We start from the raw sequence: 20,205 nt of genomic DNA on the forward strand, positions 1-20,205 counted from the left end.
GCAGATCATCCAAGGGGCAGGCTGCCGGAACAGCCGGAAGCCGGTGCCGAATTCGGCACGTGCATAGCCCGACTGGCAGCGCCAAGCCATCCTGGCGGGCTGCATCCGCAGCTTTGCGACCCTTGCAGAATTCGCATCCGAACCATGCGTGTCCATGCCGTTCACGGGCCACCGTCTCGCATGTGCGCCGTTGCGAACCGGCCTGAGAGAGCGTACATGCGCGATGCCCTAGAACCCTGTTAAGTTGCTGAAGAACGAAGATTTTTGGGAAAAGGCAGCTTTGATGGCCGGGGCCGGGACATGGGGAATGACGCAGATGACCGGATGGGATCGCGCCGCCTGGGCAACCGTCCGGCGGGACGAGCGGGGCATGGCGGGACGATGCTGAGCATTTCTACAGCGTGGATGATGGAACGAACCGCATCATCGCGCGTTGGCAGGATGGATCGGCCAGCCGTCACCGGACGATTTCTCACGGTGGCGTGAGGCCGGGGGGAAGAAGGGGCGATAGCCCTCGCGGAACTTCCGCCGCACGTCGATATACCCATTGCATCAGCGCATGTAGCGAGGCTGGACCAGATCATGGACCGTGTTGTCGATCGAGATAGCTTGGCATTGGCCCTGGATCCGGCCCCGGCGGACATGCCGGTCAAGGGCTTCACCGAGCCATTGCCCCGGCCCGTGGCGCTGCCTTCGCATCCGCACTCGACCGGCTGGCGGCTGCTCGTGATCGGCATCTGGCTGACGCTCACCGGCACGGCGACCTGGTGGCTGGGCGCGGGGCTGGCCGCGGACGGGCTGTCGGCGGGCGAGATCGTCCTGCTCACCCTGTTCACCCTGTGCTTCGGCTGGCTGGCCTTCGGCTTCGCACTCACCGTGGCGGGATTCCTGGCGCTCAAGCGCGGCGTGCCGCCTGCGGGCATGAACCGGCCGACCAGCACCGCGGCACTCCTGCCGCCGCGCGGCCGCACCGCCGTGCTCATGCCGCTGCGCAACGAGGACCCGCGCGAAAGCCTGGGCAAGCTGGAGAGCCTGATCCGCGACCTGGCGGCGCTCAAGATGGACGGCCGCTTCGCCTTCCACATCCTCTCGGACAGCAACATCGAGTCGGTGATCGAGAAGGAGCGGCGCGAGTGGCAGCGCCTGGTGCGCTCCTGGCCGCAGTTTAGGATCATGTGGCGGGTGCGGACCGACAATTACGGTAAGAAGGCCGGCAACATCGCCGAGTTCTGCCGCAGCCATGGCGGCCGCTACGACTACATGCTGATCCTGGACGCCGACAGCCTGATGAGCGGCCGTACCCTGGCCTCGCTCTCCCGGCTGATGGACGCCAACCCGGATGCCGGGATCATCCAGGTCTCGCCGGGGCTTACCGAAGGCGAGACCCGCTTCACCCGCTACCGCGCGCTGGCGACCCGCATCTACGGGCCGATCGCGTCGGCGGGCCTGTCGATCTTCGCCGGCAGCGAGGCAAATTATTACGGCCACCACGCCATCATCCGGGTGCGCGCCTTCACCGAGAATTGCGGCCTGCCGGAACTGCCGGGCAAGGCGCCGCTGGGTGGGCCGATCATGAGCCACGACTTCGTCGAGGCCGCCCTGGTCCGGCGCAGTGGCTGGCGGGTCTGGCTGGCCTATGAGCTGGACGGTGCGGTCGAGGACAGCCCGCCCACCCTGATCGACGAGATCAAGCGCGACCGGCGCTGGATGCAGGGCAACCTCCAGCACCTGCGCCTGCTCCGCATGCACGGCCTCCATCCGCTCAGCCGCCTCCATTTCTTCATGGGGGCCTGGGCCTACATGGTGTCGGCGGTCTGGATGGCGCTGGTGGTGACCAGCCTGATCGTGAGCCCGGGCGGCGGCGAGGCCGGTGCGGTGCTGCCGTCGATCCTGATGATCACGCTGGTGCTGCTGTTCGCCCAGAAAGTGCTGGGCATCACCCATGCGCTGGCCGAGGGCAAGGAGCGCTCCAGCTGGCGCTTCTGGCGCGACGTGATCGGCGAGCAGATCTTCTCCACCCTGACCTCGCCCCTCTTCATGGTCTTCCACACCCGCTTTCTGCTCCAGACCCTGCGCGGGCAGGTGGATGCCTGGGGTGCCCAGGCGCGCGGTGCCCGGCGCCTGAGCTGGGGCGAGGTGTGGAGCACGCACATGCTGCCGGTGGGCGTGGGTGTGGTGCTGCTGGTCATGGCCTTGTGGTTCTCGCCGACCGCCCTGCCCTGGCTGGCGCCGGTCCTGGCCGGGCTGTGGCTCGGCCCGGTGGCGACCTGGTGGTCGGCCGGTGCGGCCAGAACCCCGGTGCGGGCACCGTTCCTGGCCGTGGCCTGATCGGGTCGCAACGGAGGCGACAGGCGGCCCGCGAGGCCGCCTTTTTCGTTGCCGCTACGCTGGCCGCAAGGGATGCTGGCGGGGAGTTGGGCAAGGAAGGATCATGGCGACGATGAGCGTGCTGCTGCGCACCCTGGCGGTCCTGGCGCTGGCCGGCGGTCTTCTGACCGCCTGCACGCTCAACCTGCCGACCGAGCCGGACCAGCCCACCGAGCTCGATCCCGGCTGAGGCTCACCGCGCCAGCATCGGCCCGAGCGGCTTGCCGGCGAACAGATGCAGGTGGAAGTGGGGCACTTCCTGGTGAGCGTCCTTGCCGGTGTTGCACAAGGCGCGGAAGCCCGGCGCCACGATGCCGAGCTGGTCGGCGATCTTGGCCACGGCGCGGAAGAAGCCGGTCAGTTCCTCGGCGCCGGCCCTGGCACTGAAGTCGGCCAGATCGGTATAGGCCCCCTTCGGGATCACCAGCACGTGGGTCGGCGCCTGGGGGTTGATGTCGTGGAAGGCCAGCACGAACTCGTCCTCGTAGACCGTCCGGTTGGGGATCTCGCCGCGCAGGATGCGCGCGAAGATGTTGTTCGGGTCGTAGGTCATCACTACCCTCGCCACGGTTGGGTTCCTGTCCCGTTGCGGAGCGCGTCTACGCCGCCCGTGTCAAGCCAATGTGTCAAGCCAAGGAGTGAGTAGATGTCGCTAGCGGTGGCCATCCAGATGGACCCCCTGGAGACCGTGGCGATCAACGCCGACAGCACCTTCGCCCTGGCGCTGGAAGCGCAGCGGCGCGGCTTCGGCCTCTACCACTACCTGCCGAAGAACCTGTCCTGGCGGGACGGGCGGGTGCTGGCGAAGGCCCGGCCGATCAGGGTGCAGCGCGTCGAGGGCGACCATGTCCAGTTCGGCCAGCCGGAGATCCTCGACCTCGCCGGGGTCGACGTGGTCCTGCTGCGCCAGGACCCTCCGTTCGACCTGAACTATATCTCGACCACCCACCTGCTCGACCGGGTGCATCCGACCACGCTGGTGGTCAACGACCCGCACCATGTCCGCAACGCCCCGGAGAAGCTGTTCGTCACCCAGTTCGCCGAGCTGATGCCGCCCAGCCTGATCACCTACGACATCGAGGAGATCCGGGCGTTCCGCAGGGACCATGGCGACATCATCGTCAAGCCGCTCTACGGCAATGGCGGGGCGGGCGTGTTCCACCTCAAGCCCGACGACACCAATCTCGGCAGCCTCCACGAGCTGTTCGCGCGCTTCCTGAACGAGCCGCTGATGGTGCAGCGCTACCTGCCCGCGGTGCGCCAGGGCGACAAGCGGATCATCCTGGTGGACGGCAAGGTCGCGGGTGCGGTGAACCGCGTGCCGGCCGAGGGCGAAGCGCGGGCCAACATGCATGTCGGCGGCCGGGCGGAGAAGAGCACGCTCACCCATCGCGAGCACGAGATCTGCGAGGCGATCGGCCCGGCCCTCAAGCAGCGCGGCCTGATCTTCGTCGGCATCGACGTGATCGGCGACTACCTGACCGAGATCAACGTCACCTCGCCCACCGGCATCCAGGAGATCGACCGGTTCGATGGCGTCTCGATCGAGGGGCAGATCTGGGACGTGATCCAGGAACGGGTCGCCGAGAACCGCGGCTCGGCGGTCTGAGCAGGCTGCCGCGCGGCCACTTGCCGGGTTCGTTCGTGCAAAAGGGACGGACCCGGGCGGCAGCGGCGCTAGCTGGAGCGCCAGATGGCCCAGCTGCTCGGCAGCTTGGCCATGCCGATCCCGGCATAGAAGGTTTCGGCACCTGGGGCGGCGACCAGTACCAGCGTGCTGCATGTGCCGGCGACCGCGTGGGTTTCCGCGATCAGGCGCCGGCCGATCCCCTGGCGCTGGAAGCTCGCATGCACCGCCAGATCGGAGAGATAGCAGGCATAGGCGAAGTCGGTGATCGCCCGGGCGATGCCGACCAGTTGCGTGCCGGCCCGGGCGGTCAGGACGATGTCGGCCTGGCGCAGCATCCGCTCCAGCCGGGGCAGGTCGTCGATCGGCCGCCGGGCACCGAGCGTGGTGGCGGCCAGGAGGTCGCGGAACGCCTGGGCGTCCAGGTCGGGTTCCTGCACGTAGCGGATTGTCATCGGCTGGATTCCAGGCTGGTCGGCGCCGGCTGGCGGCTGGTCCCTGCCTAAAACGAAACGGGGGCCGTCAGGCCCCCGTCGTTTCGAAGCGGAAGAACGGGCTCAGGCCGCGGCCGAGAGCACCTTCTCCAGCCGGCGCGTGGCCTCGGCCTCGTCGACCTTGTCGATCGCCGCGACCTCGCGGGCCAGGCGCTCCAGGGCAGCGCGGTACATCTGCCGCTCGGAATAGGACTGCTCGGCATCCTCGGCGCGGTGCAGCTCGCGGACGACCTCCGCGATCGCGACCGGATCGCCCGAGTTGATCTTCGCTTCATACTCCTGGGCGCGGCGGCTCCACATCACGGAACGGCGCGGCTTGGTCTTGATCTTCAGGGCTTCGAGCGCCGAGGAGATCTTCTCGCGCGAGCTGAGCTTGCGCATCCCGGCCTTCGCCGCCTTGTTGACCGGCACCCGCAGCGTCAGGCGCTCGTTCTCGAAGCCGACCACATACATCTCCAGCTCGAAGCCGGCGATGATCTCGGTCTCCACGCTGCGTACCCGACCCACACCGTGGGAGGGATAGACGATGTGATCACCAGGCTCGAAAGCCAGTTCTTTTTTGGCCATTCGGCACTTTCCCTCGCGTCTCGTCAGGGACTGGCCGTTCGCAGCCATCCCGACGCTTCACTCCGATGTGAACGCTACGACGTCGGCGCCTCGATGACCCACGCAGGCAGGCAAGTCGGGCCGAGCAGTAGGAGAAGCAGACAAATTGTCTTCAACAAGAGATACATACCACATTTCGGATCCCGACGCCACCGGCCACGGCAACGCGTCGTCATCCTGTATGTGCAATGCACCCCGGCCTGTCTGCGGGCCTATCCATTGCCCTCGCCGGGCTTGGCACTGAAGAACTGCTCGTACTTGCCGGGCATGTTCTTGAAGCTCTCCGCGTCGTCTGGCTCAGGCCGCTTTCGGGTAAGATTAGGCCACTGGCTGGAGAACTCACGATTGAGCTCCGCCCACTTCTCGCCCTCCGACTCCGTGTCCGGCACGATCGCCTCGGCCGGGCATTCCGGCTCGCATACGCCGCAGTCGATGCACTCGTCGGGATTGATGACCAGCATGTTCTCGCCCTCGTAGAAGCAATCTACCGGGCAGACCTCGACACAATCCGTGAACTTGCACCTGATGCAGGCTTCCGTGACCACGTAGGCCATGAATACTCCGAGTTCCCACGTAAAAGGCCGGAGACATGGCTGCCACCGGCCTCGAGCCCGCATGCGACGCCGCGCGCGCCGGATCCTGCGGCAGACGACATATAGCGATTTTTCCTCACCACGTCGAGATTGTGCGGCATTCGCGCGCACCCTGCCCTCCCTCGGCCGGCTCCGGCCAGGGGCGGTACCCGCCGCTCAGCGGCCGAACAGCCGGTCCAGGGCGGCGCGGTCGATGGCGATCCAGGTGGGCCTGCCATGGTTGCAGGTGCCGCCGTTCGGGGTGGTCTCGATCTGGCGCAGGAGCGCGTCCATCTCGGCCAGATGGAGGCGGCGGCCGGCGCGCACGCTGCCATGGCAGGCCATGGTCGCCGCCACCCGCTCGAGAGAGCGCAGCAGGGCCTCGGCACCGCCATGCTCGTCCAGGTCGGCGGCGAGGTCCTGCACCAGCCCGGTCAGGTCAGCCGGGCCCAGCATGGCCGGGCTCTCGCGGACCAGGACCGCGCTCGTGCCAAAGCGCTCCAGCAGGAGGCCCAGCCGCGCCAGCTCCGCCTCGGCGCCGACCAGCAGGTCGACCTGGTGCGGCGGCAATTCCACCACCACCGGGACGAGCTGGCCCTGGCGGGCCACCGCACCGCGCGCCAGCTCCGCCTTCAGGCGCTCATAGACGATCCGCTCGTGCGCGGCGTGCTGGTCGACCAGGACGAAGCCCTGCCTGGTCTCGGCCAGCACATAGGCATCGAAGAGCTGGACCCTGGCCGCCCCCAGCGGATGGGCTTCGGCCGGTGGCGCCGGGCTCGCGGCCGCCGCCGCACCCGAGGGTGCCCCGACCTCGAGCCGACCCTGATAGGCAAACGCCGCGGCGGCTTCCTTCAGCCCGGGCGAAGCCGGTCGCCGGTCCCAGCCGGATGGTGCCGTCCAGCCGGTGGCCATCGCTCGTTCTGGCACCGGTTGCGGTGCCGGGCCGGCGGCAAAGCGGGCCAAGGCCGCTTCGCCCAGGGCGCGGGCAGTCAGGCTCCCCTGCCCGTCCAGATGACGGCGCACCGCGCCGATCACCAGGCTGCGCACCAGGTCCGGCTCGCGAAAGCGCAGCTCGGTCTTGGTCGGGTGGACGTTGACGTCGACCCGCTCGTGGGAAAGGCGCAGGGTCAGCGCAGCGCCCGGCAGGCGGTTGCCCGCCAGCGTGTCGCCATAGCCGACCCGGAGCGCAGTCTCGATCAGCCGGTCGCGCACCGGCCGGCCGTTCACCGCCACCAGGAACGGCCGGCGCCCCCCGGCCGCCTCCGTGGGCAGGCCCAGATAGCCCTCCAGGGCCACCCCGTCCCGCTCGACCGCGACCGGGCGCGCGTCGGCCAGGAAGCCCTCGCCCAGCACGGCGGCGACCCGCGCTGCCAGTCGGCCCTCGGCCTGCCGCGCCGGCTCGAAGCGCCGCCGCTCCACCCCGTCCACGGTGAGACTGAACGCGATCTCGGGCCTTGCCAGCGCCAGGCGGTCGAACTGGTCCAGGATCGCCTGGGTCTCGGCGCGCTCCGAGCGGAGGAAGGCCAGCCTGGCCGGGGTGGCGAAGAACAGGTCGCGCACCTCGATCCGGGTGCCGGGCGTGGTGCCGGCCGGGCGGATCGGCGCGATCCGGCCGGCCTGGACCTCGAGCACGGCGCCGGTCGCCGCGTCGCGGGTGCGGGTGGTGATGCTCACCCGCGCCACCGCCCCGATCGAGGCCAGCGCCTCGCCGCGAAAGCCCAGCGTGGCGATGCGCACCAGGTCGGCATCCGGTGCGAGCTTGCTGGTGGCATGGCGCTCGACGCACAAGGCCAGGTCTGCCTCGTCCATGCCCTGGCCGTCATCCACCACCCGGACCAGGGCCCGCCCGCCCTGCTCCACCCCGACCTCGATCCGGGACGCGTTCGCGTCCAGCGCGTTCTCGACCAGTTCCTTGACCACGGCGGCCGGCCGCTCGATCACCTCGCCGGCGGCGATCCGATTCACCAGCTGGTCGGGCAGGCGGCAGACCGGCATGGGCGCTTCCTTCCGGCGGTCCCTGGTCAGCCGGTGGCGACCAGGCCTTGCGGCCGGCCGACCGCCACCACCCGCATGGCTTCCGGATGGAGCAGCCGGGCGGCCGCGGCCTGCACGTCGGCCAGCGTCACCGCCTCGATGAGCTGGTTGCGCCGCTTGAGGAAGTCCGCGCCCAGGCCCAGCATCAGCATGCCGGTCAGCATGCCGGCGACCTGGTCGTTGCTGGTCAGGCGCAGCGGGAACGAGCCGGTGAGATAGGTGCGCGCGTCCTCCAGCTCCGGCGATTCCAGCATGCCGCGCGCCAGCTTGCCCGCCTCCTCCGCGATGATCTCCAGGCTCTGCGCCACCCGGTCGTTGCTGGTCGCGACCTGGCCCACCCAGAGCGGGGCGCCTTCCAGTTCCACCAGCGAGGCGCTGACCCCATAGGCCAGGCCGCGCTTCTCGCGGACCTCCTCCATCAGGCGCGAGGAGAAGCCGCCGCCCGCCAGGATGTGGTTGGCGATATAGGCCGCATGATACTCCGGATCGTGGCGCGCGATGCCGCCATGGCCGAACATCGCGACCGTCTGCGGGTTGTCCATCTCGACGATCGCGAGGCCGGGGCCGGCGAGCGGCACGTCCTGCTCGCGGCTCCACACGCTGCCGCTCGGCAGGCTGCCGAACACATGGTCGAGCAAGGGCGCCAGCGTGGCGGCGTCGATGTCGCCGCACACGCCCACCACCAGGTCGTCCCGGCGCAGGTTCTCCGTCACGTAGCGGCGCACCTCGTCCGCGCCGAAGCCCGCCACCGTCTCGGGCGTGCCCCGGATCGAGCGGCCATAGGGATGGTCGCCGAACATGCCCTTGAAGAAGTGGCGGCGCGCCTGCGCGTTCGGCTCCTTGGCGCGCCTCGCCAGTTCGGCCTGGAGCTGGGCGCGCACCCGCTCCACCGGCTCCTCGTCCAGCCGCGCCTCGCACAAGGCCAGGCGCAGCAGCTCGAAGGCATGGTCGCGGGTGGCGGTCAGCGTCTTCAGATGGCCGCTGAAGCCGGTCCGGTCGACGTCGAAGCCCAGCCGGATGACATTGTCCTCCAACTCGCGCCGAAAGGCCTGGCTGTCATAGGGGCCGGCCCCCTCGTCGATCACCGCCCCGGCGAACGCGGCCAGGCCCTCGCCGTCCGGGGGGTCCAGCCGGGCACCGCCGCGAAAGTGGAAGCCCAGCGAAAGGAACGGCACGGCACGCTCGGTGACCAGAAAAGCGCGGATGCCGCCCGCGGTCGTCACTTCCTGAACGGGGACCAAGCTGCGGCACTCCTTGCTGGTTCTGGTTGCTTCGGGGGCGGGTCGTGGCTGGATCGGGATCAGCCGGCCTGGAGCAGCCGGCCGGTGACGGCCTGGCGCCGGTCGAACGCGACCGCGGCCGCTGCCCGGATCGCGGCACCGTCGACCGCAGCGATCCGCTCGGGCCAGGCCTCGGCATCCTCGACGGTCAGGCCGCTGCACAGGCAGGCACCGAAATAGCGCGACGCACCCATCAGGCTGTCCCGGTCATAGACCGCCTCGGCCAGCATACGCTTTTGCACTCTCGCCAGCGCCTCGTCGGGCATGCCGTCCCGGACCACCCGGTCCAGCACCGCGTCCATGGCCGCCTCCACCGTGTCGAGGCTCACCCCTGGCCGCGGCACCACATAGACGCGCAGCATGGTCGGATCGAGCGCCACGCCCCGGTAGAAGCCACCGGCATTGGCGGCGATGCCCTGCTCGATCACCAGCTCCCGATAAAGCTCGGCCGTGCCGCCGGAGCCCAGCCACTCCATCAGCACTTCCAGCGCATAGGCGTGGTCGCTGCCGGCGCTGGCAAAGGACGGCACCAGATAGGAGCGCATCACCAGGGGCTGGCCGACCCGCTCGTCGACAAGCTCGATCCGGCGCTCGGCGAGCTGCGGTGGCTCGGCCAGGCGGACCCGCTCGGGCGTGCCGCGCCGCTGGAGGCGGCCATAGCTGGCCTCGGCCAGCGGGCGCAGCTCGTCCGCGGTGATGTCGCCGGCGATCACCAGGATCGCGTTCTCCGGCCCGTACCAGCGCTCGTAGAACGCCAGCGCGTCCTCGCGGGTATAGCTCTGGATCTCGTGCATCCAGCCGATCACCGGCAGGCGGTAGGGGTGATGGAGGTATTGGAGCGCCCCCATCTGCTCGGCCAGCTGCGCGCCCGGGTCGTTGTCGATCCGCTGGCGGCGCTCCTCCACGATCACGTCGCGCTCGGGATAGACGATCTCGTCGACCAGCCGGAGATTGGCCATCCGGTCGGCCTCCATCTCCATCATCAGCGGCAGGCGGTCCTTGGCGATCAGCTGGAAATAGGCGGTGTAGTCCAGGCTGGTCTGGGCGTTGTCGTTGCCGCCCTGGCGCGCGACCTCCTTGCTGAACGCACCGGGCGGGATCTTGTCGGTCCCCTTGAACATCAGATGCTCGAGGAAGTGCGGCAGGCCGGACTTGCCGATCGGGCTGTCGGCGCAGCCCACCTTGTACCAGACCCAGTGCGCCACCACCGGGGCGCGGTGGTTCTCGACCACCACCACCTGCATGCCGTTGTCCAGCGTGAAGGTGCTGGGGTGGAACAGGCCGCGCCGGGGCGGCACCACTTCCGCAGGTTCGAGCGCGGGACCGGAGGCGGGATCGGACAAGGCGGCGCCCTCTTCTAGTTGATCGGCGGTGCTGCGAGCGGGACGCTGCCGACGCGCATGGTGAGCGGCCGCTCGGCCGCGTTGATGCCCGCTTCCTGCAGGCGCTGGCTCTCGGCCACCGGGTCCAGCACCACGCCCGGCTGGTCCTCCGGATCGGGCTTCTGCCAGAACGCGATGAACAGGAAGGTGCGATCGCTGATCGAGGTCGATTCGACCCCCTCCTGCGCCAGCACCTGCCGGATGTCCGGATCGGCGCCGGCCTCGCCGGTGGCGGCCAGGAGTGCCTGCTGGCCGGGCGAGGTCCGATCCACCGGGGCGGACGCCGGTGCCGCGGCGGGATCCAGGGCGGCGGTCGCCACCGGTGCGGTGGTGGCGGCACCGAGCAGGACGTTGCGCGCCTGCCGCGACGGGTCGGCCTGGCTGATCGGCGGCGCACCCGGCCGGGGCGGGGGCAACTCGGCCATGGATGGCGGCATTTCCAAAGGTGCCTGGCGCACCACCTGGAACTCGTCCGGCCCGCTGCGCACCAGGCCCAACTGCTCCTGGACGGTGGTCTCGCCGCAGCCTGCCAGCAGCAGCAGCGCCAGCCCGGCTGACAGCCTGGGCAGGCCGGTCCCGAGGCTTCTCACGACGCGGCCTCCTTCTTCTTGACCATGAAGCTCTCCGCCACGAGCAGCAGCGCCCCCACCACGATCGCCGAATCGGCGAGGTTGAACGCCGGCCAATGATAGCCGGCCACATGGAAGTCGAGGAAGTCGACCACCGCACCATGGCGCAGCCGGTCGATCACGTTGCCGATGGCACCGCCCAGCACCAGCCCGATCGCCAGGGCGGTGCCGCGGTCGCGCTCGCGGAACAGCCAGACCAGCAGGCCGACCGTGATCAGGAGCGCCAGCCCCACCAGGATCCAAGGCTCGGTGGCCTGGTCGCCGCCCAGCATCCCGAAGCTCACCCCGGGGTTCCAGACCAGCACCAGGTTGAAGAACGGCAGCACTGCTCTGGGCAGGGCGTCCGCCACGGCCAGGATCACTTCCTTGGAGACCTGGTCCAGGGCGAACACGACCAGTGCCAGGATCAGGGCCGGGCGGACATGGCTCATGCAGCCACCCGCAGCCGGCCCAGCACGGTGGTGCAGCGCTGGCAGACATGTTCTGGCGACGGCTCGACCTCGGGCAGGACCCGCCAGCAGCGCAGGCACTTCTCGCCCTGGGCCGGACGTGGCCTGGCTGCGGCACCCGCCACGTCGTCCAGGCGGAACGCGTCGGCCGGCGCCTCGCCCACCACCACATCCAGGCCGGAGGTGATGCACAGCTCGGCCACGTCCAGGCCGGCCAGGACCTGGTGCTGCGCCTCGGTCACGTACAGAGTGGGCCTGGCTTCCAGCGAGCTGCCGATCCGCTTCTCGCGCCGCTCGATCTCCAGCACGCCCGTCACCACCCGGCGCAGCTCCCGGACCTCGGCCCAGCGCTCGCCCAGCTCCGGCCGGTACCAGCTCTCCGGCAGGTCGGCGAAGCGCTCCAGATGGATGCTGTCCACCCCTTCCCCGTGCCGGTAGCGCCAGGCCTCCTCGGCCGTGAACACCAGGACCGGGGCCAGCCAGCGCACCAGGCAGTCGAACACCCGGTCCAGCACGGTGCGCGCAGCACGCCGGCGCAGATCGTCCGGGTGATCGCAATAGAGCGCGTCCTTGCGCACGTCGAAATAGAAGGCCGAGAGGTCGATCGCCGCGAACTCCAGCAGGTCCTTGTAGGGCCCCAGGAAGTCATAAGCCTCATTGCCGGCCCGGATCGCCCGGTCCAGCTCGGCGAGGCGATGCAGCACCCAGCGCTCCAGCTCCGGCAGTTCCTCGTCCGGCAGGATCTCGGCGGCCGTGAAGCCGTGGAGGTTGGCCAGCAGGTAGCGCAGCGTGTTGCGCGCCTTGCGGTAGCTGTCGGCGGTGCGCTCCAGGATGTCCTTGCTGATCCGGATGTCTTCGGCGAAGTCGGTCGAGACCACCCACAAGCGCAATATGTCGGCGCCATGGGTCTTCATCAGGTCCATGGGCGAAAGGACGTTGCCCAGGGACTTCGACATCTTGCGCCCGGCGGCATCGACCACGAAGCCGTGGGTCAGCACCGCCTCGAACGGGGCGCGGCCGCGCGTGCCGCAGCTTTCCAGGAGCGAGGACTGGAACCAGCCGCGATGCTGGTCGGAACCCTCGAGATAAAGGTCGGCCGGCCAACGCAGGTCGTCGCGGCCTTCCAGGGTGAAGGCGTGGGTCGAGCCGGAGTCGAACCAGACATCCAGGATGTCGTCGACCTTCTCGAAGTCCTCAGCGCGGTACTTGTCGCCCAGGAACTCCTGCGGGTCGCGCGACCACCAGGCATCGGCCCCTTCCGCGCGGAAGGCATCGGCGATCCGCCGGCACACCTCCGGGTCGCGCAGGGGCTCGCCGGTGGCCTTGTCGACGAACACTGCGATCGGAACACCCCAGGCGCGCTGGCGGCTGACACACCAGTCCGGGCGGCTCTCGACCATGGAGCCGATCCGGTTGCGGCCCTTGTCCGGGACGAAGGTGGTGGCCGCGATCGCGGCCATCGCCTTCTCGCGCAGCCGGTTCTCGTCATCCATCGCGATGAACCACTGGGCGGTCGCGCGGAAGATGAGCGGCGCTTTGGAGCGCCAGCTGTGCGGGTAGGAATGGACCAAAGGTGCCGAGGCCAGCAGCGCCCCGCGCTCGGCCAGCGCGGCCATCACCGGCTCGTGCGCCTTGAACACGTGGATGCCGGCAAAGCCCGGGACGATCGGGGTGTAGGTGCCGTCCGGCGCCACCGTGTCCTCGGCGGCGATGCCATGCGCCGTGCCCAGGTTGAAGTCGTCCTCGCCATGCGAGGGCGCGACGTGGACCAGGCCCGTGCCCTGCTCGGTGGTGACGAAGTCGCCGGGCAGCAGCGGCACGTCGAAGCCGTAGCCGCCGGCGAGACCCTTCAGCGGATGCTCGGCCTTGGCACTGGCGAGCGCCGTGCCAGGGAAGCGGCCGCGCAGGGCATGGCCGGTGATCCCAGCACTGGCGAGGAAGGATTCCAGTAGTTCCTCGGCCACCACCAGCCGGTCGCCCAGCTGCACGGTCGAGCCCTCGGCCAGCTCAGTGGGCTCGATCAGCACATAGGCGATCTCCTCGCCATAGGCGATCGCCCGGTTGGCCGGGATCGTCCAGGGGGTGGTGGTCCAGATCACCACGGCGGCGTTGGCGAGTGCCGGGTCGAGGGCGCGGGTGAGCGGGAAGCGCACCCAGATCGAGATCGAGGTATGGTCGTGATACTCGACCTCGGCCTCGGCCAGCGCGGTCTTCTCGACCGTCGACCACATCACCGACTTCAGCCCGCGATAGAGCGAGCCGTTGTTCAGGAACTTGGCCAGCTCCTCGAAGATCGCCGCTTCCGACGAGAAGGCCATCGTCGTGTAGGGATTGTCCCAGTCGCCGAGGCAGCCCAGGCGCTGGAACTCCTTGCGCTGGATGTCCAGGTACTTTTCGGCGTGCCGGCGGCACTCGGCGCGGAACTGGACGATCGGCACCGCGTCCTTGTCGGCACCGCGCTTGCGGTATTCCTGCTCGATCTGCCACTCGATCGGCAGGCCGTGGCAGTCCCAGCCGGGTACGTAGTTGGCGTCATGGCCCAGCATCTGGCGCGAGCGGTTGATCAGGTCTTTCAGGACCTTGTTCAACGTCGTGCCCATGTGGATGTTGCCGTTGGCATAGGGCGGGCCGTCGTGCAGGACGAACAGGGGCCGGCCCTTCGACTGCCGCCGAATTCGCTCCCAGAGCCCCGTCTCGATCCAGCGCTGGACGATCGCGGGCTCGCGCTCGGGCAGGGCCGCCCGCATCGGGAAATCGGTCTTGGGCAGAAAGACCGTGCTCTTCAGATCCTGGCTCATCATTCGGCAGTCGGCAGGGGAGACGACAAGAGCGCGCGGGCGGCTGCGGCATCCTCGTGGATCCGGGCCACCAGCGCGTCCAGGTTCGGGAACCGGATCTCGCCGCGCAGCCGCTCGACGAAACCCACCCGCAGGCGCCTACCATAGAGGTCTCGCGCCATGTCGAACAGATGGACCTCCAGGACCTCCTTGACACCGTCCACGGTCGGCCGTCGGCCCCAGTTCAGGACGGCCGGGCGCGGCTCGTTCTTGTCCTCGCCGACGATCCCGACCTTGGCGGCATAGACGCCGTGGGCCGGCAGCAGGGCCCGCGGATGGAGCGGCTGGAGGTTGGCGGTGGCAAAGCCCAGCTTGCTGCCGAGCCCGGCACCCTTGACCACCATGCCCTCCACCACGTGCGGCCGGCCGAGCAGCCGGATCGCGGCGCGCGCATCGCCCTCGGCCAGGAGGCTGCGGATCAGGGTGGAGGAACAGGTCTCGCCGCCGATCGACACCTTGCAGTGGACGATGGTCGCCACGCCGTGCCGCCTCAGGCGTTCAGCGAGGAAGGTCGCATCGCCGCCGCGGCCCTTGCCGAAACAGAAATCCTCCCCCACCACCACCACCCTGGCGGCGAGCTGGCCGAGGAGGACCCCATCCACGAAGTCGGCAGCCGAACGGGCGGCGAAGGCGCGGGTAAAGCGCGGCACCACCACATGGCTGACGCCGATCTCCGCCAAAAGCTCCAGCTTGCGCCTGAGCGGGGTCAGGCGCCTGGGTGCCGTATCCGGCTGGAACAGTTCGCGCGGGTGCGGCTCGAAGGTCAGCACGCCCGTGCGCACGCCCAGGTCCCGCCCTTCCGCGGCCGCCCGGCCCAGAATGGCGCGGTGCCCCAGATGGACGCCGTCGAAATTGCCGATGGCGAGCGCCAGGCCGCGGGCGGCGTCGGGCAGACGGTCGAGATGGCGATGGACCTGCATGTGCGGCAGATGCGCGAGGGCAAAGGCCGGGTCAAGCCTGCCCGCCCCGCCCCCGACGGCGCGCCGGCACGCTCAGGCGGCCTGGCGCGGGCGGCGCTGCACCATGAGGGTCGCCTCACCGGCCAGCACCTTGGTGTCACGCACGCGGCATTCGGTATCGAGGGTGACGCGGCGGCGCTCGTAGTCGATCTCGCGCACCGTGACCGATGCCTTCAGCGTGTCGCCGACCCGCACGGGGGCCAGGAACTTCATCGACTGGCTGACATAGATGGCGCCGGGGCCGGGCAGCCGGGTGCCGAGCACGGCGGAGATCACGCCGGCGATCAGCATGCCATGCGCGATCCGGCCCTTGAACATGGTGCCTTGCGCGAACTCCTCGTCCAGGTGGACGGGGTTGGTGTCGCCGGACACGCCGGCAAACAGGACCAGATCGGCATCGGTGACCGTCTTGCCGAGCGAGGCGGTCATGCCGGGCTGCAGATCCTCGAGATAATGGCCCTGGTCGGACATGTGATCCTACGGCAGCGGTTGATCCGGCAGCGACGTGCCACCCCGGCCTAGCGCGGCCGCATCTCGCAATGCAACAAGGGCAGCGCTATGGCGGTAGCCAGCTACGTCACGAGGCCAGCCGCGGCATCAGCCAGCACGGGCCGGCCAGCAGAGGATAGCGAGATGGATGCTTTGACCGCGATCATGAGCCGCACGAGCGTGCCGCCGCTCAAGATGGGCAGCCCCGGCCCGGACCAGGCGACGCTGGATGCGATCCTGGCGGCCGGGGCGGCGGCACCCGATCATGGCCGGATCTCGCCGTTCCGCTTCCTGGTGGTGACCGGCGAGGCGCGCCGGGTGCTGGGCGAACTCTTCGTCGAGGCGGCGCTGGCGGCCAACCCGGACACGGCCGAGGCCGACCTGGACAAGCAGCGCCGCAACCCGCAGCGCGCGGCTGCGGTGATCGCGGTGATCACCCATGTCCGGGCCGACCACCCGAAGATCCCGGCGGTCGAGCAGCTGGCCGCGGGTGCGGCCGCGATGCAGAACATGCTGCTCGCCGCCCATGCCAAGGGCTTTGCCGCCAAATGGGTCACCGGCAAGAACGCCTATGACCCGGTGGTGCGTGCCGGCCTGGGCTGTGCCGGCGACGACGTGATCACCGGCTTTCTGTTCATCGGCTCCTATGAGGCGGAGCACCAGCCGAGCCCGAAGACCGACCCGGCCAAGCTGACCCGCTACTGGACCGGGCCCGAGGCCGGCTGACCGGCAAGGCTCCGGGCGAGTGCCGCGGCGATCGCCAGGGCGATCCGCTGGTGAGCCGCGGCACGCGGTCCCTCGGCCGGCTCCCGGCACAGCGTATCGTCCTCCCCCTCCTCCGCCAGCAGTGCCGGTGCCGCCGCCGCGCATTCGGGAAAGGCGCTGAACGGGCCGGCATCCGGGATGATGCGGGGGCGCAGGCCGGGGTCGGCATCGGCCAGGGGTGCGGGGTCCAGCCAGGGCGGCAGATCGCTGGCCTCGCCCAGGCTCAGGATCACCGCCGGCACCGCAAGGGCCGCGAGGCTGGCTGGCGCGAAGCTGGCGGCCAGTTCCGGGTTCACGGCGACCACGGCGCGGATGCGGGGGTCGCGGCGGCTGCCGGCAATGCCGGCCAGGTCCAGCGCCGCCGGATCCACACCCTGCCGGGCGAACCAGTGGCAGTCGGGGCTGGCGGGGTGGTGCCTGCAGGTCATCCGGAAGCGTGCTAGGTCCAGTTCCGCACCGCCCAGCGCCAGGGCAGCGGTGCCGCCCAGGAAGAACCCCACCACCGCCACCCGGTCCCGGTCGACCCGGTCGGCCAGCTCCGGCTCGGCATCGAGGGCGGACAGTGCCATGGCGAGATCGACCGGCCGCTGCCAGACCTGCTGGACGGCTGCGGCCGCATCGGCCTCGGCATGAGCGGCGGGCGGAATCACCAGGACGAGATGGCCGCGCCTGGCCAGTGCCGCCGCCAGCCAGTCACCGAGGTGCGGGCTGGCGCGCAGGCCGCCATGGGCCAGCAGGATCAGGGGCAGCCTGCCGTCCGGCAGCGCAGCGTCGCGGCGCGCGGGCACGCCCTGGAAGACGGGGGAAGCCCCGACCGTCTCGGGCCTGCCGCCCGCAGCGGCGGGAAACCACAGATCGATCGATCCGCCGGCGACCGGGGCCGGCAGGCTGCGGATGCCGGGCTCGGGCGGAGCCTGGGCCTGGGCCGACAGGCTCGCCAGGGCCAGCAACAGGGCGATCCAGAGCCGCGTCATCCGTCCTCCCGGACCGACCGCCTCGCCCGCCACAACAAAAAAAGGCAGTGCCGGCCGGCACTGCCTCTTTTCTCGAACCGGACGGCCGGGGCAAGCCCGGCCGTGCTGGCGATCGCTCAGGCGGCGATCTTCTTCATGTCGTCGAAGCTGGCGACCGCGGCATTGTTCAGCACGTTCATGGCGTCGGTCTGGACCTTGACCACGAGGTTGCCGAGCTCCTGGACGTTCGCGATGGCGGCCTCATAGGAGGTCTTGACCTTGGCGGCGACGTCGCCCGGCTTCACCTCGGTGGGCTTCGCAGTCATGAACGTCTGGCTGTCGGCCATGAACTGCTTGAACGAGGCCTGGGCGATCTCCGCCTGGCGCTGCGCCAGGGTGCGCATGCCGTCGGCGAGGATCTGCGAGGCGCCGGTGAAGGCATCGACGTTGCGCTTCTGGATGGCGACGAACAGATCGGCATCGAACTTCGGGGCGGGAAAAGCGTAAGAAGCCACGGGGACTCTCCTGTCTGGCGGCAATGGGGGGCGGCCGTCAGTCACTATGCTGCACCGCACAAATCCTAGATAAGCGGGGGGTCCTTGGCTTTCAAGAGACTTTTTTGTGCAGTGCAGCATAATGCTGAACGTGTACCCTTCCTGGCGGGGCGCTTGACGGCCAAGCGCCCGGGGGCTAGATGCGCGCCACTGCGTGCCGGACTTCCGCCACCTGCGGGTCCCGTTCGTCCGATCGGTCAAGAATTCAGTTGAGGATCTTCCCATGGCACGTCGCTGCGCCGTCTCGGGCAAGGGCGTTCTCGTCGGCAACAATGTCAGCCACGCGAACAACAAGACCCGTCGCCGGTACCTGCCGAACCTGCAGTACCGCCGGCTCTACAGCGAGAGCCTGAAGCAGCAGTTCCGCGTCCGCCTGAGCGCGGCGGCGATCCGCACCATCGACAAGCATGGCGGCCTGGACGGCTTCCTGGTCGAGGCGTCGCGCAAGGACCTGCCTTCCGACCTGGCCCGCGTCCAGGAGCGGGTGCTGGCTGCCCGCGCCGCGGCCGCCCAGGCCTGACCTTCCTTTTAGGCTGATCCCGTCGATGCCGGCTGTCACGACCGCTGCGCCGCGTACCCTGCCGATCGAAGCGGTGGCGGCGATGGTGGCCGTGGTGGCCGCCTCGAACTGGCTGGTCCAGTTCCCGATCAATGACTGGCTGACCTGGGGGGCGTTCAGCTACCCGCTGGCCTTCCTGGTCACCGACCTCACCAATCGCTGGTACGGGCCCAAGCGCGCGCGCCACGTCGCCTATGTCGGCTTCGCGCTGGGCGTGGTCCTGTCGATGCTCCTGTCCGATGTCCGGATCGCGCTCGCCTCCGGTGCGGCGTTCCTGAGCTCGCAGCTGCTCGACATCACCATCTTCGACCGGCTGCGCCGTGCATCCTGGTGGAAAGCGCCGCTGGTGGGTTCGGTCCTGGCCTCGGTCTGGGACACCGCGGTGTTCTTCGGCGGCGCCTTCGCCTTCACCGGCCTGCCCTGGCTGAGCTGGGCCGTGGGCGACCTCGCCGTGAAGCTGGCCATCGCGCTGGTGCTGCTGATCCCGTTCCGCGCGATCATGAACCTGCGCGCCCCGGCCCTGCCGAGCCCGTCCGCGTCCTGACCAGGCGCACTGCCGGTCACCCCTCCCCGCCCATCATCCCTCCACCTGACGATGGCTGCCAGGTGAACGCCAGGAGCAGCCGGCGCTGCAGGGCGAAGCCGTTGTCGTCGCTGGCCACCAGCAGCGAATAGCTGCCGTCGGGGAGCTGGCGGACCGCCATGGCCTCGTGATTGTCGCCGAGCGGCTCGTGGCGGATGGTGGCGATCGTCCGGGGCGTGAACGTGTCGCCCGGCTCGTCCAGCGCATGCAGCGGCAGCGCCAGGATCTCGCCGCGCCAGCCCGACAGGAGGCCGAAGCGGCGCAGCAGGACGAACAGATGGCCGCCTGCGACCGTGGCCTCGACCGGCAGGAGGTCGGCCGCCGGCAGCCTCAGCCAGTGCCGCTGCCAGTTCCCCTCCTTGTCCTGCAGCAGGACCAGGGCCCGGCCATCCGGCTCCACAGCCCCTTCCGGGATGGTGAGCAATCGCCCGTCCGGCAGGGCCGCCACCGCTTCCGGCCCGGCATTCCGATCGAGGAAGCGCAGGTCGGGCGCCCCTTCCAGCCGGCCGATCCGGTAGTCGCCGGGCTCGCCTTCCAGCAGCGCCAGGCGCGGCATGTTCTCCAGGCCCAGCACCACGCTGCCGTCCGGGCGGATCGCCAGGGCCTCGAGATCGGCCCGGGGCGAACCACGCGCCACCAGCCGCCCGTCGAACCGCCACTCCTCCGCACATTCGGTCAGCGGCTGCCCGAGCGGGCAGGACGTTTCCAGGAGGTCGCCCTGGTCGGTGCCGAGCAGCAGCCGCTCGCCGTCCAGCGCCATGGCGGACAGGCCGGTGATCGGGAGCTGCGAGCGCAGCTCCCAGGCTGCGGTGAGCACGGCACCTTCGGCCAGACGCTGCGGCAGCTCCAGCCCCTGCACCGGCACGCGCTGCACCGACCCTGCCTCGGCATCGGCCCAGGCGGGCGGCGGCTCCGCAGCGCAGGCAGCGAGCAGCAGGACGAGTGCGAGCGCACTGGAGCATCTGGGCAAGGGGCGGATCCGGAAGAAGGCCAGAAAAACAAAGGGCCGGCCGCCCATCAGGACGGCCGGCCCCCAGCCCGGTCAAGAGCCGTGCGACACGCCGCG

21 protein-coding genes are annotated in these 20,205 nt (G+C 69.8%); 6 read left to right on the plus strand and 15 right to left on the minus strand.

Annotated features, from left to right (window positions below; all coding sequences use genetic code 11):
* Positions 1-582: 582 nt before the first annotated feature.
* Positions 583-2,328 (plus strand): glucans biosynthesis glucosyltransferase MdoH, encoded by a 1,746-nt coding sequence (gene mdoH / locus HLA95_RS09425; protein ID WP_222183093.1) that lies wholly within the window; start codon positions 583-585, stop codon positions 2,326-2,328.
* A gap of 103 nt (positions 2,329-2,431) precedes the next feature.
* The gene (locus HLA95_RS28120; RefSeq protein ID WP_255513187.1) at positions 2,432-2,557 is read left to right on the plus strand and encodes a hypothetical protein; all 126 of its coding nucleotides are present in this window, start codon (positions 2,432-2,434) and stop codon (positions 2,555-2,557) included.
* A 3-nt stretch (positions 2,558-2,560) separates the two neighbouring features.
* Here HLA95_RS28120 and HLA95_RS09430 read toward each other — a convergent pair whose 3' ends face one another.
* Positions 2,561-2,920 (minus strand): histidine triad nucleotide-binding protein, encoded by a 360-nt coding sequence (locus HLA95_RS09430; RefSeq protein ID WP_191059646.1) that lies wholly within the window; start codon positions 2,918-2,920, stop codon positions 2,561-2,563.
* A gap of 93 nt (positions 2,921-3,013) precedes the next feature.
* Between HLA95_RS09430 and gshB the strand changes: the two genes are divergently transcribed.
* The gene (gene gshB / locus HLA95_RS09435) at positions 3,014-3,976 is read left to right on the plus strand and encodes a glutathione synthase (RefSeq protein WP_191059642.1); all 963 of its coding nucleotides are present in this window, start codon (positions 3,014-3,016) and stop codon (positions 3,974-3,976) included.
* A gap of 68 nt (positions 3,977-4,044) precedes the next feature.
* Here the strand turns inward: gshB and HLA95_RS09440 are convergent, their stop codons facing one another.
* The 11 genes from HLA95_RS09440 to HLA95_RS09490 all read right to left on the minus strand — a co-directional run bounded on the left by HLA95_RS09440 (position 4,045) and on the right by HLA95_RS09490 (position 15,707).
* On the minus strand, positions 4,045-4,449 hold the full coding sequence (locus HLA95_RS09440) for a GNAT family N-acetyltransferase (protein WP_191059641.1): 405 nt from the start codon (positions 4,447-4,449) through the stop codon (positions 4,045-4,047).
* A gap of 102 nt (positions 4,450-4,551) precedes the next feature.
* Entirely contained in the window at positions 4,552-5,055 is a 504-nt protein-coding gene (locus HLA95_RS09445; protein ID WP_159712393.1) for a CarD family transcriptional regulator, read from the minus strand.
* Positions 5,056-5,306: 251 nt separating this feature from the next.
* Positions 5,307-5,648: a ferredoxin FdxA gene (gene fdxA / locus HLA95_RS09450; RefSeq protein WP_191059640.1), complete on the minus strand. Its 342-nt coding sequence runs from the start codon at positions 5,646-5,648 to the stop codon at positions 5,307-5,309.
* Between the two features lie 195 nt (positions 5,649-5,843).
* On the minus strand, positions 5,844-7,661 hold the full coding sequence (gene mutL, locus HLA95_RS09455; RefSeq protein ID WP_222183095.1) for a DNA mismatch repair endonuclease MutL: 1,818 nt from the start codon (positions 7,659-7,661) through the stop codon (positions 5,844-5,846).
* A gap of 26 nt (positions 7,662-7,687) precedes the next feature.
* Positions 7,688-8,941: a M16 family metallopeptidase gene (locus HLA95_RS09460; RefSeq protein WP_223861684.1), complete on the minus strand. Its 1,254-nt coding sequence runs from the start codon at positions 8,939-8,941 to the stop codon at positions 7,688-7,690.
* 59 nt (positions 8,942-9,000) lie between these two features.
* On the minus strand, positions 9,001-10,323 hold the full coding sequence (locus HLA95_RS09465; RefSeq protein WP_222183097.1) for a M16 family metallopeptidase: 1,323 nt from the start codon (positions 10,321-10,323) through the stop codon (positions 9,001-9,003).
* A 14-nt stretch (positions 10,324-10,337) separates the two neighbouring features.
* A complete protein-coding gene (locus HLA95_RS09470) occupies positions 10,338-10,952 on the minus strand; it encodes a DUF3035 domain-containing protein (RefSeq protein ID WP_222183099.1) in 615 nt (204 codons plus the stop codon).
* Entirely contained in the window at positions 10,949-11,422 is a 474-nt protein-coding gene (gene lspA, locus HLA95_RS09475) for a signal peptidase II (RefSeq protein ID WP_191060985.1), read from the minus strand. The genes HLA95_RS09470 and lspA overlap by 4 nt, the downstream gene beginning before the upstream one ends.
* Positions 11,419-14,238: an isoleucine--tRNA ligase gene (ileS, locus tag HLA95_RS09480; RefSeq protein ID WP_191060986.1), complete on the minus strand. Its 2,820-nt coding sequence runs from the start codon at positions 14,236-14,238 to the stop codon at positions 11,419-11,421. Before ileS ends, lspA begins: the two co-directional genes overlap by 4 nt.
* A complete protein-coding gene (locus HLA95_RS09485) occupies positions 14,238-15,197 on the minus strand; it encodes a bifunctional riboflavin kinase/FAD synthetase (RefSeq protein WP_191060988.1) in 960 nt (319 codons plus the stop codon). The genes ileS and HLA95_RS09485 overlap by 1 nt, the downstream gene beginning before the upstream one ends.
* A 72-nt stretch (positions 15,198-15,269) precedes the next feature.
* Positions 15,270-15,707 carry a MaoC family dehydratase gene (locus HLA95_RS09490; protein ID WP_191062358.1) on the minus strand — a complete coding sequence of 146 codons (438 nt, stop codon included), beginning with the start codon at positions 15,705-15,707 and terminating at the stop codon, positions 15,270-15,272.
* 162 nt (positions 15,708-15,869) lie between these two features.
* Here HLA95_RS09490 and HLA95_RS09495 point away from each other — a divergent pair, with 162 nt between their 5' ends.
* On the plus strand, positions 15,870-16,451 hold the full coding sequence (locus HLA95_RS09495; protein WP_191062359.1) for a nitroreductase family protein: 582 nt from the start codon (positions 15,870-15,872) through the stop codon (positions 16,449-16,451).
* On the opposite strand, the gene HLA95_RS09500 is transcribed toward HLA95_RS09495, so the two are convergent.
* Both HLA95_RS09500 and HLA95_RS29095 read right to left on the minus strand, forming a co-directional pair.
* On the minus strand, positions 16,424-17,464 hold the full coding sequence (locus HLA95_RS09500) for an alpha/beta hydrolase family protein (protein WP_222183101.1): 1,041 nt from the start codon (positions 17,462-17,464) through the stop codon (positions 16,424-16,426). The two genes, HLA95_RS09495 and HLA95_RS09500, sit on opposite strands and share 28 nt — an antisense overlap.
* Positions 17,465-17,580: 116 nt before the next feature.
* Positions 17,581-17,958 carry a phasin family protein gene (locus HLA95_RS29095; RefSeq protein ID WP_222183103.1) on the minus strand — a complete coding sequence of 126 codons (378 nt, stop codon included), beginning with the start codon at positions 17,956-17,958 and terminating at the stop codon, positions 17,581-17,583.
* Between the two features lie 262 nt (positions 17,959-18,220).
* Between HLA95_RS29095 and rpmB the strand changes: the two genes are divergently transcribed.
* Together rpmB and HLA95_RS09515 are read left to right on the plus strand one after the other, a co-directional pair.
* Positions 18,221-18,517, plus strand: a complete 297-nt coding sequence (gene rpmB, locus HLA95_RS09510) for a 50S ribosomal protein L28 (protein WP_159712367.1) — start codon at positions 18,221-18,223, stop codon at positions 18,515-18,517.
* 25 nt (positions 18,518-18,542) lie between these two features.
* On the plus strand, positions 18,543-19,100 hold the full coding sequence (locus HLA95_RS09515) for a VUT family protein (RefSeq protein ID WP_191060880.1): 558 nt from the start codon (positions 18,543-18,545) through the stop codon (positions 19,098-19,100).
* A gap of 16 nt (positions 19,101-19,116) precedes the next feature.
* Here the strand turns inward: HLA95_RS09515 and HLA95_RS09520 are convergent, their stop codons facing one another.
* A complete protein-coding gene (locus HLA95_RS09520) occupies positions 19,117-20,109 on the minus strand; it encodes an esterase-like activity of phytase family protein (RefSeq protein ID WP_191060881.1) in 993 nt (330 codons plus the stop codon).
* Positions 20,110-20,205: the final 96 nt, after the last annotated feature.

This window comes from Geminicoccus harenae (assembly GCF_019800005.1).
GTDB lineage: Bacteria > Pseudomonadota > Alphaproteobacteria > Geminicoccales > Geminicoccaceae > Geminicoccus > Geminicoccus harenae.

Bases quoted from the DNA above. Each gene is read 5' to 3' on its own strand.
- HLA95_RS09445 (WP_159712393.1), bottom strand. From the start codon at position 5,055: ATGGCCAAAAAAGAACTGGCTTTCGAGCCTGGTGATCACATCGTCTAT.
- HLA95_RS09490 (WP_191062358.1), bottom strand. From the start codon at position 15,707: ATGTCCGACCAGGGCCATTATCTCGAGGATCTGCAGCCCGGCATGACC.
- ileS (WP_191060986.1), bottom strand. From the start codon at position 14,238: ATGAGCCAGGATCTGAAGAGCACGGTCTTTCTGCCCAAGACCGATTTC.
- HLA95_RS09495 (WP_191062359.1), top strand. From the start codon at position 15,870: ATGGATGCTTTGACCGCGATCATGAGCCGCACGAGCGTGCCGCCGCTC.
- HLA95_RS09500 (WP_222183101.1), bottom strand. From the start codon at position 17,464: ATGACGCGGCTCTGGATCGCCCTGTTGCTGGCCCTGGCGAGCCTGTCG.
- rpmB (WP_159712367.1), top strand. From the start codon at position 18,221: ATGGCACGTCGCTGCGCCGTCTCGGGCAAGGGCGTTCTCGTCGGCAAC.
- HLA95_RS09485 (WP_191060988.1), bottom strand. From the start codon at position 15,197: ATGCAGGTCCATCGCCATCTCGACCGTCTGCCCGACGCCGCCCGCGGC.
- lspA (WP_191060985.1), bottom strand. From the start codon at position 11,422: ATGAGCCATGTCCGCCCGGCCCTGATCCTGGCACTGGTCGTGTTCGCC.
- gshB (WP_191059642.1), top strand. From the start codon at position 3,014: ATGTCGCTAGCGGTGGCCATCCAGATGGACCCCCTGGAGACCGTGGCG.
- fdxA (WP_191059640.1), bottom strand. From the start codon at position 5,648: ATGGCCTACGTGGTCACGGAAGCCTGCATCAGGTGCAAGTTCACGGAT.
- HLA95_RS09430 (WP_191059646.1), bottom strand. From the start codon at position 2,920: ATGACCTACGACCCGAACAACATCTTCGCGCGCATCCTGCGCGGCGAG.
- HLA95_RS09515 (WP_191060880.1), top strand. From the start codon at position 18,543: ATGCCGGCTGTCACGACCGCTGCGCCGCGTACCCTGCCGATCGAAGCG.
- mutL (WP_222183095.1), bottom strand. From the start codon at position 7,661: ATGCCGGTCTGCCGCCTGCCCGACCAGCTGGTGAATCGGATCGCCGCC.
- HLA95_RS28120 (WP_255513187.1), top strand. From the start codon at position 2,432: ATGGCGACGATGAGCGTGCTGCTGCGCACCCTGGCGGTCCTGGCGCTG.
- HLA95_RS09440 (WP_191059641.1), bottom strand. From the start codon at position 4,449: ATGACAATCCGCTACGTGCAGGAACCCGACCTGGACGCCCAGGCGTTC.
- mdoH (WP_222183093.1), top strand. From the start codon at position 583: ATGGACCGTGTTGTCGATCGAGATAGCTTGGCATTGGCCCTGGATCCG.